Genomic DNA, 15,131 nt, shown 5'->3' with positions numbered 1-15,131 from the left:
TTGTTCCAATAAGCCGCATAGGAACATTGAAGAGCAAAAAATCGTCATCTCGTTGTTCCAATAAGCAGCATTGGAACATTGAAGTGCGAAAAATCGTCAATTAATTGTTCCAATAAGCTGCAAAGTCCTTATTTATAGATAGATGAAAGTTTCCATTCGAGTAAATTCCGCAAGAACTCCGGCAGCCAGTACCTCTTATTTTCAGCTCGATAAATTTCCGGAAAAAACCTTCCAAACGTAAACATATCCGGTATCGCTAAAACATAGTGCTTTTTTGTTTCGAGTGGTACGCCATTTATCAAAATCTGCTGTACGTTACGTTCTTTACGGAACTCTATACCATCGTACTCCATCACGCCCATAACCGTACCGCGGAACCCGAGACCTTTTATTTGCAAATGCGGCCACTTTTCATCACGGGTCTGCAGAAGCACTTCCTTTAGCTCTGCTCCTGAAAGCCTAATGGTGCATGGATTGATCGGATGAGGGCAAATTTCAAGCAAGTCGAATTGCGAGATTGCCCCGCTTTTTAAGCCACCAAGCAGCATTCCCGCATTTATGAATGCACAATCTGCATCACACCATTCACGCAATGCTTGAGTCAGCATTTTGGAAAGTGCTGAGTGTTCCAGCGGGTCTGTCTTTAATTCCTCTGGAAGCATTGCCACCGTTTTAGCCATTAGCCTTTTTCCTGCGGCGTAATACCCATCAGACAGCTGCAGCTCATTTCCAACTTTTTCTGTCTCATTCATATCATAAAGGATCGCTCTTTTATTAATGATTTGCTTGGAGTGTTCGTCGACCTTCACTGTTACATGGCCGGTATAAAAGCCATGCTTGCCTGCTCCTGCAAGCAAGGTGAATCCTACTTCTTTTCCCTCGTGTAAAATGTGGTGCGTATGCCCTCCAAGAATCACATCGATTTCCGGAAACATACCGGCAATGAGTTCATCATCATGTATGCCAAGGTGGGATAAAAGGATGATGATATCCGTCTTCCCCTTAAGCTCCGCCAGACATTTCTTAAGTTCATCAATCGGATCAGCCAGCTTCCAGCCAAGCTGCTCGTAAAAGCGCGCAAAGTTCACCGTCACGCCGATAACACCAATTTTTGTACCGTTTTTACTTATGTATACATGATACGGCTTTGCCCATGAAGGCCTGCTTCCATCCGGCTTATAAAGATTTGCCACGAGCATCTCGAATGATTTTTCAAGATACATGGAATCCAAGTCCTCAAAAGGAAGAGTGATTCCTTCATTATTCCCGATTGTTGCAGCGTCGTATCCCGCTTCATTCAGCAACCGGCAATTCGCCTTTCCCCTGGTCGCGTCGGAGAGGGGATGCCAGCGGTCCATGTGATCGCCGATATCGAATATCAGCACCTCATCACCGGCCTCTTCATGCCAGGTCCTCCGCTCAGCTAAGAGTTTATGGATACTTGGCCAATGCTCAAGATGACTGTGCAAATCATTCGTATGGTAAATGTGAATTACTTCTTCCATCAAACCATCAATCCTCTTTTAAAATGAAGTGCCCCTGCCTATTTTCGGAAGGGGTCTAGTTATATTTTATGGAGTTTAAAATTGGTCTAAAATAAATCAAGCTGCCTTGGGTTCAGTCCGGCGTATTCAATATTTAATATGTCTAGCATCTGCTTGGCATTATCAGCAGCATCTCCGCCTGAATTGTTGTTGAATAGAGCATAGACCTGCTTTGTGCCTGAGTCAAGCTTCCTTAAATTTTCGGCCCATTCCTTCAATTCACTCTCATTATAGCGATACAGATACCTGACTTCACGCCAGTCCTGGCCTCTCCCCTTCTTGTTCCAGCCATGAACATTCCTGCCATGGAACCTGACAAGGACTTTTTCCGAATCCGTTGACTCAAGTACAGTCGGTATCGATCCTTCTCCAGCCTGTGGTTCGTCGCAAATGCTGTGGATCCAATTTTCTGTTTTCATGAAATCCAGCGTCTTCTCACGCCTATCGCCTTCGAACCAGGATTGATTGCGGAATTCAAGCGCACAATCAATTTCGCCCATCTGCTCTCGGCACCAGCGCAGGTACTCGACATTTTCACGGCGGCAATCAAACCATGGCGGAAACTGAAATAACGTCATACCATGCTTGTTTGCTTCCAAATATGGCTGCAGCGAATCTTTATAAGCGTTGAACATCTCGTTTTTATCTTTAAAAGGAATCTCACCGCGCTGATGTCCGGTCATTCCCTGATAAGCTTTTACAATGAATTGAAAATTGTCAGGCGTATCCTCTACCCATCTAACCGCATTCTTTACAGGCTGCACAGCGTAAAAAGAGGCATCGACCTCGACTGCGGGAAAGTTGCTGGAGTATTCCTTGAGTTTATCGCGTGGGGCAACCTTGCCTTCATATAAACTGTCATGGTCTCCCCATCCTGTTAAGCCAACAATAATCATCTGTGCACCTCCATTTATTTTCATGATAGCATAATTGTCCACCTGAGCAAGAAGTGGAGACCTTTTCTATTTTTGATTCCCTTTTCAATCCCATAAGAAACACACATAGTAAGGCCTGAGACTTAAAGCTACGGTAATTCAGAATTAATTTCTATGGTTTCGGCAATAATTTCTACAGTTTAATTGCTATTCTCTACAATTTCAGGATTAATCTCAACACTTTAATAGCCTATCTCTACGAACTACACCAGAATTTATATTTTTTACAAAAAAATCCACCTGCCGAGGCAGGTGGATTCCCGTATCTATCATTAACCGATTGAACCTTCCATCTCGAACTTGATCAGGCGGTTCATTTCAACTGCATATTCCATTGGCAATTCTTTTGTGAATGGCTCGATGAAGCCCATTACGATCATTTCTGTTGCTTCTTCTTGCGAGATTCCGCGGCTCATCAGGTAGAATAGCTGCTCTTCAGATACCTTGGAAACCTTCGCTTCGTGCTCTAGAGAAATGTTATCGTTCAGAATTTCATTGTATGGAATTGTGTCTGAAGTAGACTTGTTATCCATGATTAACGTATCGCACTCAATGTTAGAGCGGGCGCCGTCGGCTTTGCGTCCGAAGTGGACGATTCCGCGGTATGTTACTTTTCCGCCGTGCTTAGAAATTGATTTTGATACGATTGTTGAAGACGTATTTGGTGCAAGGTGGATCATTTTCGCACCTGCATCCTGATGCTGGCCTTTACCGGCAATCGCGATGGACAATGTCATACCGCGAGCGCCTTCACCCTTAAGGATGACAGCTGGATATTTCATTGTAAGTTTGGAGCCGATGTTGCCATCGATCCATTCCATAGTTGCGTTTGCTTCACAAACCGCACGCTTTGTAACAAGGTTGAAGACGTTGTTTGCCCAGTTCTGGATTGTTGTGTAACGGCAATATGCGTCTTTCTTGATGATGATTTCAACAACTGCACTGTGAAGTGAGTTTGTTGTGTACACAGGAGCTGTACAGCCTTCAACATAGTGAACGTGCGCGCCTTCATCAACAATGATCAATGTACGCTCGAACTGACCCATGTTTTCAGAGTTAATACGGAAGTAAGCTTGTAGTGGTGTATCTACTTTTATTCCCTTTGGAACGTAGATGAAAGATCCACCAGACCAAACAGCAGAGTTCAATGCTGAGAACTTATTGTCTGTCGGAGGAATTACTTTTCCAAAATGCTCACGGAAGATATCTTCGTTCTCTTTAAGAGCAGAATCAGTATCTTTAAAGACAATTCCGAGATCCTCAAGCTCTTGCTTCATGTTGTGGTATACAACCTCTGATTCATACTGCGCAGAAACACCTGCAAGGTATTTTTGCTCAGCTTCAGGGATACCAAGCTTATCAAATGTCGCCTTGATTTCTTCAGGAACTTCATCCCAAGATTTTTCAGAGCGCTCAGAAGGTTTTACATAATATGTGATTTCATCAAAGTTCAATGAAGCCATGTCTCCGCCCCATTGAGGCATTGGCATATTGTAGAAGTGCTCAAGAGACTTTAAGCGGAAGTCCAGCATCCATTGCGGCTCTTCCTTAAGTTTCGAAATTTCTTCAACGATTTCACGCGTCAGACCGCGTTTAGACCGGAAGATGGAAACGTCTTTGTCGGCAAAACCGTATTTATAATCACCGATCTCTGGCATTTTTTTAGCCATCGTCGAATTCCTCCATTCTTAAAGCAGGAAACTTGGTCCCCGCTTTGTTGTTGTGCTGCTGCAGGCCAATCCCCTGCAAACTATTCTGTTAAAAATCCATATGTGTATAATATGAATTTTCTATTGGTTGTCTTCTTCCTTCAGGCCCTTCTCCATCGCCTTCCAGGCAAGCGTCGCGCATTTAATCCTTGCAGGAAATTTTGCAACGCCCTGAAGAGCTTCAATATCACCGAGGTCAAGGTCATCCTCATCATATTCATTACCCTGCATGATGTCAGAAAAAATCTTCGAAAGCTTAAGAGCTTCTTCCACACTTCTTCCCTTGATTGCCTGCGTCATCATGGAAGCAGAGGACATTGAAATCGAGCAGCCTTCCCCTTCAAACTTTGAATCCGTAACCTTGCCGTCTTCGACTTTCATCGTAAGCTGGATGCGGTCTCCGCATGTAGGGTTATTCATGTTGACCGTCAGGCTGCCTTCATCCAAAACACCTTTATTGCGAGGGTTCTTATAGTGATCCATAATAACTTGACGATAAAGGTTATCTAAATTATTAAAAGACATCGCTGAAATACTCCTTTGTTTTGACAAGGCCAGCTACCAGCTTGTCAATATCTTCTTCCGTGTTATACAGGTAGAAGCTTGCACGTGCTGTCGCCGATGCCTTAAGCCATTTCATCAACGGCTGTGCACAATGGTGGCCCGCTCGAACGGCGATTCCTTCAGCATCAAGTACAGTCGCTACATCGTGAGGATGCACATCTTCAAGATTGAAGGTTACAAGTCCTGCACGCTTTCCAGCTTCCTTCGGTCCATAGATTGTCATGCCTTCAATCGCTGACATTTTATCCATTGCATAAGCCGCTAAAGCATGCTCGTGCTTTTCGATATTATCAAGACCAATATCCTGAAGGAAATCAATCGCTGCACCAAGACCGATTGCACCTGCGATGATCGGCGTACCGCCTTCGAACTTCCAAGGCAGCTCTTTCCATGTTGACTCGTAAAGTCCAACGAAATCGATCATTTCACCGCCAAATTCAACCGGCTCCATTTTTTCTAGAAGTGCCTTCTTGCCGTATAGTACACCGATACCAGTCGGGCCGCACATTTTATGTCCAGAAAATGCGAGGAAATCGCAATTGAGATCCTGAACATCAATCTTCAAATGCGGTGCACTTTGTGCTCCATCCACGACCATGATTGCTCCATGCTGGTGAGAAATTTCCGCAATCTCCTTGATTGGGTTCATGACACCCAATACATTTGATACCTGCATGATCGATACAATTTTCGTATTTTCTGTAACTGTTTCTCTTACAGTATCTAAAGAAATCGTGCCATCTGCCTGCAGATCTAGATATTTTAATGTAGCACCCGTTTGTTTTGCAACCTGCTGCCATGGAATGATGTTGCTGTGATGCTCCATATATGAGATGACAATTTCATCGCCCTCTTTGAGGTTATCACGCCCATAGCTTGCAGCTACCATGTTAAGTGCAGTGGTTGTACCACGGGTGAAGATAATTTCTTCGATTGATTTAGCATTAATGAACTTACGAACCTTTTCCCTTGCCCCTTCGTAACCATCTGTAGCTTTCGTTCCAAGAGTATGGACTCCGCGGTGTACGTTAGAGTTGTATTCGCGATAATATTTGTCCAGTGCTTCAATTACCTGCACAGGCTTTTGTGATGTTGCCGCGCTGTCCAGATAGACTAGCGGGCTGCCATTGACTTCCTGATTTAAAATCGGAAATAATTCACGAATCTCGCGGGCGTTCATTATTTTACTTTCCTTTCGATGACTTCCACCAATTGCTTCTTAACTCCCTCGATTGGAAGCTCGTTTACGACTGGTGCAAGAAAGCCGTGAATGACAAGGCGCTCTGCCTCAGTCTTCGGAATACCGCGGCTCATCAAGTAGTAAAGCTGCAAAGGATCAACGCGTCCAACAGATGCCGCATGGCCTGCAGTTACATCATCTTCATCAATCAGAAGAATTGGGTTTGCGTCTCCACGTGCTTTTTCACTAAGCATAAGAACACGGGATTCTTGTTCTGCGTTAGATTTAGAAGCACCATGCTCAATCTTCCCGATCCCGTTGAAGATCGAAGTAGCACTATCTTTTACAACGCCGTGCTTAAGGATATAGCCTTCTGAGTTCTTGCCAAAATGGATGATGCTTGTCGTGAAGTTCTGAGTTTGCTCTCCTCGTCCAACCATAACCATCTTAGTATCGCCGTAAGAACCGTCACCAACAAGGTTCGTCACGTTTTCAGAAATCGTGTTGCCATCGTTCATCAATCCAAGAGCCCACTCGATGCGAGCATCTCTTCCTGCTTTTCCGCGGCGGTTAACGTATGTTGTAAGACCTGCAGCTAGTGTGTCAACTGCGCCATATTGGATTTTAGCATTTTGGCCAGCAATTGCTTCAGTCACAATGTTGACTAAGCCGTTCACTTTTCCAGTAGTTGAGATATAGTTTTCAACGTATGTTACTGAGCTGTTGTCTTCAGCAACAACAAGAACGTGGTTGAACAGGTTTGCTTCTGCATCATCATGCAGGAAAATCGCCTGAATCGGGTTCTGAATCTGAACATTTTTAGGAACATATAGGAATGCTCCACCGTTAACAAATGCTGCATGAAGAGCTGTTAAACGATTTTCATCAGACTTCACAGCAGTCATGAAATATTTCTTCAGCAAATCGCTGTACTCACGAGCCGCTGTAAAAATGTCAGTGAATACAACGCCTTGCTCCTGCATTTCTTTTGATAATTGAAGGAAAGCAGGTTTGTTGTTGCGCTGTACATAAAGGCTATTATCCTTTGCTTCCTGATCAACTAGTGCTTTTACCTCTTCAGGAAGTTCGTTGATAGAAGAAAAAACATCACTTTTCACAAGGAGTTTTTCAAATTGTGTGAAATTCCATTTATCAATCTTTGTTTTATCCGGTCTTGGCATTGGAAGATCTCCAGCTTTTTCAAGAGACTGAACGCGAAGTTCTGTCAGCCATACCGGTTCGCTCATTTCTTTTGAGAAGGAAGTGATGTACTCCTGGTCAAAAGGCCATTTCGTTTCCGTCGTCATTATAAATCCCCCCAACGCTTACGCTTCTTGCCCAACTGTTTCGTCTTCGATGCCTAGTTCTTTTTTAATCCAGTCGTATCCTTCTGCTTCTAAGCGCTGTGCAAGCTCAGGTCCGCCAGACTTAACGATGCGACCCTGCATCATAACGTGCACATAGTCAGGAGTGATATAGTCAAGAAGACGCTGGTAGTGTGTGATGATCAAGCAGCCGAAATCTTCGCCGCGCATTTCGTTGATTCCTTTAGAAACAACCTTCAATGCATCAATATCAAGACCTGAGTCGATTTCATCTAGAATCGCAATTTTTGGCTCAAGCATCATTAACTGAAGAATTTCGTTACGCTTCTTCTCTCCGCCTGAGAAACCTTCGTTAAGGTAGCGTTGTGCCATATCTAAATCCATTTCAAGGAATTCCATTTGCTTATCCATTTTGCGGATGAATTTCATCAATGAAATTTCATTTCCTTCGCCAAGGCGGCTGTTTAATGCAGAACGCAAGAAGTCAGCATTTGTAACACCGCTGATTTCGCTTGGGTATTGCATAGCAAGAAACAATCCCGCGCGTGCTCTTTCATCTACTGCCATATCAAGTACGTTCTCGTTATCAAGCGTAACTGAACCGCTTGTTACTTCATATTTAGGGTGTCCCATGATTGAAGAAGATAATGTAGATTTACCTGTACCATTCGGTCCCATGATCGCGTGAATTTCTCCACCCTTAACTTCAAGGTTAACACCTTTTAATATCTCTTTACCTTCAATCTCAACGTGAAGGTCCTTAATTGATAATACAGATCCTGCCATAATAATACCTCCGTCAATATAGAAAAGATTTTAAGCCGACTATTGCGGTCTTTAACTCTATTCTCATTTTATTCTCATTACAATCTTATAACAAATGAAAAGTGTTAGCAACTCTTTAAGAGCAGAAAGAAATTCATCGAACGATGGCGAACCCACTTGATTTTTGGCTCATTTGCTGAGTGAAGAGGAAACGAAAAGAGCAAATGTATTTGCTCAAAGCGTTTCCTTTTCACTCAGCAACCTTTCAGCAAAGCTGAAAGGCTTGTGAAGCGGTAGCTTCACAAGGAATGAGCCAAAAATCCACGCTAACTTTATTTCTTTACACTCCCCCCGTCGCCTGTCAGCAAAGCTGACAGGCGACAAAATTACAGTAAATAATTGAAATCATAATCTAACAGAACAATCCCTCATTTACCGTTCTTTCGCTCAGCCACCCACATCATTATATTTTTTACCGTACAAAAGAAAAAAATGTACAAGCAAGCAGGGCTGCACTTCGCAAATAATAAAGAAACCAGTGCGATAATCACACTGGTCCCATTCGTTTCTTTCTATTTATATATACCATCTTACGAGTGGACTCTTCGCTCAAGGTCTGCGACCATCCGTTGGCTCTGGATATAGTCTCTTTCACGCTTCTTCTCAACTTCCATCCTTGCATCATGGTTCGTGCTGTAAACCTCATAACTAATTCCATGGGCTCCATGCATCGCTTTTTCCATTTCACTTGTGTAGTTCAGCTTTAGCGTACTAATTGTGAATCATCCCTTCGGTTTTTCGCTTTGATCAGCGATTTTTTTGTTAAATCAATGTTATCACCTTTTGTTTACCACTATCAAAGCGATATAAACCGTCAATATATGGATGTGATGGAATATGAAGGCTTAAGAGGTCCTGAGCTCTTTCATTCTTACAATCCTTCTATAATCCTCCCGCTAAGAGCCTATCTTGGAATTTGCAGTCTTTTTTTCGTTTATATCCCAGTGATTTATTGTTTTAAAGTATTAAGCTCAGCCATTGCTTCCTGGACAAGAGTGACCGCCTGACTCATTGCCGCACCTCCGCCAAATGCTGCGGTTACGCCAACTGCCTCTAATATTTGCTCCTCAGTCGCTCCCTGGTCAAGGCAGCCTTTTAGATGATAAATAATGCAGTACTCATCCTGAGAATAAAGAGATATCCCTAAAGCGATCAGCTGCTTCTCTTTTTGCGAAAGAGTTCCCTCTTGAAAGCATACTTCTGTAAAAGCATTATAGTGTTTCGCAAGCTCAGGCATTTTTTGCGTAAAAACGCCAAGACCTTGTTTATATTCATGCAATGCAGCTTCTGTTGAGTTGCGGGGTTCATAATGATGTTCCATCGTCTCCACTCCTATCTTATTTTTTCTCGGTTAGTATGTTAGATTTCGGAGTGGGTTATTCAACAGAATAAACAGAAACTAGAATGATAATCAACTAAAGACAAAAGAAAAAGCAGGCTGTCCGCCTGCTTTTTTCATTATTATTCTTTAACCGGTACGACAGCACCTTCATATTTTTCAAGAATGAAATCCTGAATTTCTTTTGAGTGAAGGACTTCGACAAGAGCTTTGATCGCTGGCTTGTCTTTGTCGCCTTCACGAACCGCAATCACGTTAACATATGGTGAATCACTTTCTTCAATTGCGATAGAATCTTTTAATGGATTCAAACCAGCATCGATTGCGTAGTTAGAGTTGATCAGAACTGCATCGCCTTCGTCATTGTTAAAAATTTGCGGAAGCAAGGCTGCTTCGTACTCAGTGTCAAACTTCAGCTTTTTAGGGTTCTCTGCAATATCATCTGTTGTCGCTTTTACCTTTTCAACGCCTTCTTTAAGAGTAATTAAGCCTTCTTTTTCAAGCATTGTCAAAATACGTCCATGGTCAGCAACTGAGCTGCTCATAATAATGTGAGCTCCCTCTGGAAGGTCATCAAGGCTCTTGTACTTCTTAGAGTATACGCCGATAGGCTCAATATGAATTCCGCCTGCTACTTCGAACTTATAGTTATTTTCAGCCATTTGAGCCTCAAGGTAAGGAATGTGCTGGAAGTAGTTTGCGTCAAGTTCTTTTGAATCTAAAGCTTGGTTTGGAACGATATAATCGTTAAATGTTTTGATTTCGAGTTCATAGCCTTTTTCTTTAAGAAGCGGCTTTGCTTCTTCAAGGATTTCTGCGTGAGGTACATTTGATGCGCCAACAACAATCTTTTTGCTTTCTTCCTTGCCGCCTTCTGTTTTGTCTTCAGATGTACCGCAAGCTGCAAGTACTGCGGATAGTGTTAGAGTTACTAATACAATAAGCCATTTTTTCATGTGTTTTTCTCCCCTTATCTTTTGTCTAATTTTCTTGTGACGATATCGCCAATGAATTGAATCAAAAATACGATGACTAAAATAATAATGGTTGCCATCAGAGTGACATCATTCCTGCTTCGCTGGAAACCTTCCATGTAAGCCAGGTTTCCTAATCCTCCTGCTCCAATTACCCCTGCCATCGCTGTGTAGCTGACGAGCGCTATGGCAGTTACTGTAATACCGGAAACAAGAGCTGGCATTGATTCAGGGAGGAGAACTTTCCAAATGATTGTAGTCGTCTTTGCTCCCATCGATTTTGCTGCCTCGATTACCCCTTTATCGATCTCGCGCAATCCGATTTCAACCATCCTTGCATAGAATGGAGCAGATCCAATGATCAATGCCGGCAATGCGGCATTTTCTCCAATCATGGTATTCAGGATAAATTTTGTAAAAGGGATAAGCAATACGATTAAAATAATAAACGGAATGGACCGGAAAATATTAACGAAAGCGCTTAAGACTATATTGACTGGTTTATTCTCCCAGATATTCCCTTTCGATGTCAGAAACAATAATAAACCCAGGATTGCTCCAAGAATGAATGTTGCAACAACAGAAATGGCGCTCATATATAGTGTTTCTCCAGTTGCCTCCCACATTCGGTCCCAGTTCACGTTAGGAAAGAAATTTTCAGCCATTCGAAACCACCTCCACGCCAACTTCCTGCTTCCCGATAAATTCGATGGCCCGCTGCAAAACACTTTCTTCGCCATCTAAATGGATAAACAGGGTTCCGTATGAACCATTTTGCGTCTGCGATATTTTCCCTTGCAAAATATTGACCATGATCGGGAACTCACGGACCAGGTTGGTGATAAGCGGCTGTTCAGCTCCCTCACCGACAAACGTCAATTGGACAACACGGCCATGTGGATAGAGTGATAGTAAATGGTCAACTGTTTCCTTTGTCTCTTCAGGTTCCGTTACCTGCTGGACGAATCTTTTCGTGATTGGCTGCTGCGGATTTTTAAACACTTCAAGCACTGGGCCTGTTTCGACTATTTTTCCGCCTTCCATTACAGCTACTCTGTGACATATTTTCCGGATCACATGCATTTCGTGTGTGATTAGGACAATCGTAAGTCCAAGCCTTTTATTGATATCAACAAGCAAATCCAGGATTTGGTCTGTTGTTTCCGGGTCCAGTGCTGATGTTGCTTCGTCTCCTAGCAGAACCTTTGGATTATTCGCTAGAGCCCTTGCAATTCCGACCCGCTGTTTTTGTCCGCCGCTCAGCTGGGATGGATAAGCATCTCCCCTGCCGTCAAGGCCAACCAGTGAAATGAGCTCTTTTACCCTTTTGTCCCTTTCCGATTTTGAAACACCGGCAATTTCGAGCGGGAAAGCAATATTTTCCGCCACTGTCCTTGACCAGAGCAAATTGAAATGCTGGAAAATCATGCTTATTTCCTGGCGCGCTTTTCTGAGTTCTGCTCCTTTTATTCGAGATACTTCCCTGCCGGCCACGACCACTGAACCTGATGTAGGGATTTCAAGACCATTCAACATGCGGATCAATGTACTTTTACCGGCACCGCTATATCCGATGACCCCATAAATCTCACCTTCTTTGACTTCAAGATTTACATCATCGACGGCTTTTACTTCTCCCTTTTTGGAAGCATAAATCTTTTTCGCCTTTTTTATTGTGATCAATCGACTCACCCTCTTTACAACCGAATAATCTTTTTTAAAACCGTTAAATTGTCCAACTTTATCAGTCTAGTTTCCCATTCCCTGAGTAAATTAATTCAAACAACTCACAGGGTCCACAGACCAATTATGCTCTTAAAATAATAAAAGCCTTTCTGCATATGAGCAGAAAGGCATAATTGTAGGCTGTATCCTTTCTCTCATCTACCAAAGCTAAAAGCTTTGAGTGAATTGGCACCATTTCAATAAGCAAGCTTATTGACGGTTGCCGGGTTTCATAGGGCACTTCCCTCCACCTCTCTTGATAAGAGCACGCTATTCAGTTTTTAATCGGTTTTAAGTTACGAGTGTGATTTTATCATGGAATAAAAAAGGGTGTCAATAAAATTATTCTCAAATATCAAATGGAATGTACTGGAAAATGCGTTTTATACTTTTGCTGCAGCAGATGGAACACCAGTCGCTTTTTCGATCGCCTGCTCCAAATCTTCTAAAATGTCTTCTATATTTTCAATTCCGACCGAGAGTCTGATCAGGTCCTCGGGAACGCCGGCTGCCTTAAGTCCTTCGGCATCAAGCTGTTGATGTGTCGTGCTTGCCGGATGGATAATCAAGCTTTTCGCATCTCCAACATTGGCAACGTGCGACCATAATTTGACTGAATTGATCAGCTTTGCTCCAGCATCCCTTCCTCCTTCGATGCCGAAAACAACAATGGCTCCTGCACCTTTAGGTAAATATTGATCTGAAAGCCTTTTGTCAGGATGGGCATCGTGTCCCGGGTATGCAACCCACGTAACTGCCGGATGTGATTCAAGGAATTCAACCACCTTCAATGTATTCGCGACATGCTCTTTCATCCTGACATGTAAAGTCTCAATTCCCAGATTGAATTGGAACGCGCTTTGCGGGCTGATTGATGGCCCCAGGTCACGCAGCAGCTGTACCCGTGCTTTTACAATAAAAGCTGCAGCCCCGATTGCCTCGCTGTATACAAGGTCATGATAGCTGGAATCCGGTTCATTAAAACCAGGGAACTTAGGAGACTTCCAGTCAAAATTGCCTCCGTCAACGATGATACCCCCGAGAACTGTTCCATTTCCAAGAAGCCATTTTGTTGCTGAGTGGACTACAATGTCTGCTCCATGCTCGATTGGCCGGCATAAATATGGAGTGGCGAACGTATTGTCGATGATCAGTGGAACTCCTGTCTCGTGGGCAATGTCAGCTACTTTAGCAATATCTAAAACTCGCAGGCTTGGGTTTCCAATCGTTTCTGCAAAAATGGCCTTCGTTTTCGGTGTGATTGCTTTTCTGAAATTCTCAGTGTTTTCAGGGTCGACAAAGTGAACTTTTATCCCATACTTGGGCAAAGTAACGGCAAAAAGATTATAAGTACCTCCATAGAGATTGGAAGCAGCCACTATTTCATCACCTGCATGAGCAATATTCAAGATAGCCATTGTGATTGCTGCCATCCCACTGGATACTGCCAGCGCGCCAATGCCACCCTCAAGCAATGCAACTTTTTCCTCTAGAGCTGTTACTGTCGGGTTATGTATCCTGGAATAGATATAGCCCGACTCTTTAAGTGCAAATAAATCAGCCGCATGGCCCGTATTTTCAAATTGAAAAGCATTGCTAGAATAGATTGGCAACGCTCTAGCCCCTGTAACCGAATCTGGTGATTGCCCTCCATGTACACCTAAAGTTTCAATTTTGTAGTTCCGCTGTTTTTCCGCCATTTCCATCTCTCCATTCGATTAATTTTAGGAAAGAAGAAACGAAAAAACCCTCTTCCTAAGAAGAGGGTCGTTTATCGTCTCTCCTTATCTTTTCAGAGCAATTACTCTGATGGAATTAGCACCGTGTTTATTAACCGGTTGCCGGGCTTCATTGGGCCAGTCCCTCCGCCTCTCTTGATAAGAATATTTAGTTTTAAAATTTTTGCCTCGAAATGGTTTTGTAAGTTAACGTGATAATATCATGCATTAGAGCAGCCGGTCAAATATTTTTTTGATTTTTCAGATAAAAACTTTTGCAGGCATCGGCCTGGCAAGATAAAAGATTGAATCAAGCACCAATAAAGTCCTAAATGGGCATACAAGATTGAAATAGCCTATGTTAATGCCCTCACGAAGCTTTATGTGTCCATCAAGCAAATGAATTAAATGATCTTCCCTTCCAGAAAGCTTCGCATATTGAACAGCTGGAAATGTACCCTCTCTGCTGAATTCAACCTTATTCTTTTTTAACGATAAATAATAAGTTTGCTCTTCTGCTTCAATCGAGAGACATAAATCCAGATTATTAACTAATAGCATAATATGATTCTTGTTCTGAATTTCATTCATAAAGCTTTCGATTCTTTCTTCCATCCCGTTCAGCCCCCTGTTATTACATATTCCTTGTGTAATGGAAAAAACCTGTAATAATCCTTCGACAAATAGTACGGGACACCTAAATAAATAGGTTCACCAGGGTAAGAAAGTCGATTGATGCTGCATTCCAGCAAATACTTGATACCTTATTCTTGCTTTCGTGCGAAATCAGCTAAAAAAAGACAATGCCTAGGTTGAATTTCGGCATTGTCTATCATTTCCCGAGAAATATGTCTAAAGATCATGCAATGTAGCTAAGCCCTTCATGATTCTCTCAGGGGCAAATGATATTTCACACGCCTCAGATAAGTTTTAAGACTGCTGATCAAAAAAACAAACGGCTTAGCCGTTTGTTTGTACATTCTCTAGTGTTTTCAATTTTTCATATAAATAAGGGACGGATTGAAAGGCATATATTTTCTCCTGAATCTCTCCCTCGTTTAAGACAATCAGGCATGGAACGCTTTCGATTTCGAATCGCTCGGCCATTGCCGGCAAGTAATTCAAATCTGCTTTGCCGCCAGAAATATCAGGCAGCAATTGTTCTATTACTGTAAGCATCTTTCCTGCTACCTGGCATGTTCCGCACATAGGCGTATAAAAATACAGGAATCCTGTCTGCTTTTCTCCCAAAAAAGCTTCTATTTCTTCCTTTGTCCACTCTTTCATCTACAG

The 15,131-nt window shown here is 42.7% G+C and carries 15 protein-coding genes and 2 riboswitches; all 15 genes read right to left on the bottom strand.

Annotated features, from left to right (window positions below; translation table 11 throughout):
* Window positions 1–128: 128 nt before the first annotated feature.
* Window positions 129–1,505, bottom strand: a complete 1,377-nt coding sequence (locus tag V7654_RS04585) for a bifunctional metallophosphatase/5'-nucleotidase (RefSeq protein ID WP_335428838.1) — start codon at window positions 1,503–1,505, stop codon at window positions 129–131.
* 86 nt (window positions 1,506–1,591) lie between these two features.
* Window positions 1,592–2,440, bottom strand: coding sequence for a DUF72 domain-containing protein (locus V7654_RS04580; protein ID WP_335428864.1), 849 nt, complete (start codon window positions 2,438–2,440; stop codon window positions 1,592–1,594).
* Window positions 2,441–2,751: 311 nt separating this feature from the next.
* Window positions 2,752–4,149 carry a Fe-S cluster assembly protein SufB gene (gene sufB, locus V7654_RS04575; protein ID WP_335428837.1) on the bottom strand — a complete coding sequence of 466 codons (1,398 nt, stop codon included), beginning with the start codon at window positions 4,147–4,149 and terminating at the stop codon, window positions 2,752–2,754.
* A gap of 120 nt (window positions 4,150–4,269) precedes the next feature.
* Window positions 4,270–4,713, bottom strand: coding sequence for a Fe-S cluster assembly sulfur transfer protein SufU (sufU, locus tag V7654_RS04570; protein WP_335428835.1), 444 nt, complete (start codon window positions 4,711–4,713; stop codon window positions 4,270–4,272).
* The gene (locus V7654_RS04565) at window positions 4,703–5,932 is read right to left on the bottom strand and encodes a cysteine desulfurase (RefSeq protein WP_335428833.1); all 1,230 of its coding nucleotides are present in this window, start codon (window positions 5,930–5,932) and stop codon (window positions 4,703–4,705) included. The genes sufU and V7654_RS04565 overlap by 11 nt, the downstream gene beginning before the upstream one ends.
* Window positions 5,932–7,239 carry a Fe-S cluster assembly protein SufD gene (sufD, locus tag V7654_RS04560; protein WP_335428830.1) on the bottom strand — a complete coding sequence of 436 codons (1,308 nt, stop codon included), beginning with the start codon at window positions 7,237–7,239 and terminating at the stop codon, window positions 5,932–5,934. Before sufD ends, V7654_RS04565 begins: the two co-directional genes overlap by 1 nt.
* A gap of 18 nt (window positions 7,240–7,257) precedes the next feature.
* On the bottom strand, window positions 7,258–8,043 hold the full coding sequence (gene sufC, locus V7654_RS04555; protein ID WP_335428829.1) for a Fe-S cluster assembly ATPase SufC: 786 nt from the start codon (window positions 8,041–8,043) through the stop codon (window positions 7,258–7,260).
* Window positions 8,044–8,612: 569 nt separating this feature from the next.
* Window positions 8,613–8,765 carry a hypothetical protein gene (locus V7654_RS04550; protein WP_335374858.1) on the bottom strand — a complete coding sequence of 51 codons (153 nt, stop codon included), beginning with the start codon at window positions 8,763–8,765 and terminating at the stop codon, window positions 8,613–8,615.
* A gap of 266 nt (window positions 8,766–9,031) precedes the next feature.
* On the bottom strand, window positions 9,032–9,403 hold the full coding sequence (locus V7654_RS04545) for a carboxymuconolactone decarboxylase family protein (RefSeq protein ID WP_335428828.1): 372 nt from the start codon (window positions 9,401–9,403) through the stop codon (window positions 9,032–9,034).
* Between the two features lie 140 nt (window positions 9,404–9,543).
* Window positions 9,544–10,377, bottom strand: coding sequence for a MetQ/NlpA family ABC transporter substrate-binding protein (locus V7654_RS04540; protein ID WP_335428826.1), 834 nt, complete (start codon window positions 10,375–10,377; stop codon window positions 9,544–9,546).
* 14 nt (window positions 10,378–10,391) lie between these two features.
* On the bottom strand, window positions 10,392–11,060 hold the full coding sequence (locus tag V7654_RS04535; protein ID WP_335428824.1) for a methionine ABC transporter permease: 669 nt from the start codon (window positions 11,058–11,060) through the stop codon (window positions 10,392–10,394).
* Window positions 11,053–12,078, bottom strand: coding sequence for a methionine ABC transporter ATP-binding protein (locus V7654_RS04530; protein ID WP_335428822.1), 1,026 nt, complete (start codon window positions 12,076–12,078; stop codon window positions 11,053–11,055). Before V7654_RS04530 ends, V7654_RS04535 begins: the two co-directional genes overlap by 8 nt.
* Before the next feature lie 194 nt (window positions 12,079–12,272).
* A riboswitch (SAM riboswitch) is annotated at window positions 12,273–12,386 on the bottom strand.
* Between the two features lie 117 nt (window positions 12,387–12,503).
* Window positions 12,504–13,820, bottom strand: a complete 1,317-nt coding sequence (locus V7654_RS04525; RefSeq protein ID WP_335428820.1) for an O-acetylhomoserine aminocarboxypropyltransferase/cysteine synthase family protein — start codon at window positions 13,818–13,820, stop codon at window positions 12,504–12,506.
* 81 nt (window positions 13,821–13,901) lie between these two features.
* A riboswitch (SAM riboswitch) is annotated at window positions 13,902–14,004 on the bottom strand.
* Between the two features lie 95 nt (window positions 14,005–14,099).
* On the bottom strand, window positions 14,100–14,453 hold the full coding sequence (locus V7654_RS04520) for a hypothetical protein (protein ID WP_335428819.1): 354 nt from the start codon (window positions 14,451–14,453) through the stop codon (window positions 14,100–14,102).
* Between the two features lie 345 nt (window positions 14,454–14,798).
* Entirely contained in the window at window positions 14,799–15,125 is a 327-nt protein-coding gene (locus V7654_RS04515) for a thioredoxin family protein (RefSeq protein ID WP_335428818.1), read from the bottom strand.
* Window positions 15,126–15,131 lie beyond the last annotated feature (6 nt).

It is taken from the genome of Bacillus sp. JJ1609 (assembly GCF_036967045.1).
GTDB lineage: Bacteria > Bacillota > Bacilli > Bacillales > Cytobacillaceae > Mesobacillus.
This window is presented reverse-complemented; position numbering and strand designations above follow the sequence as displayed.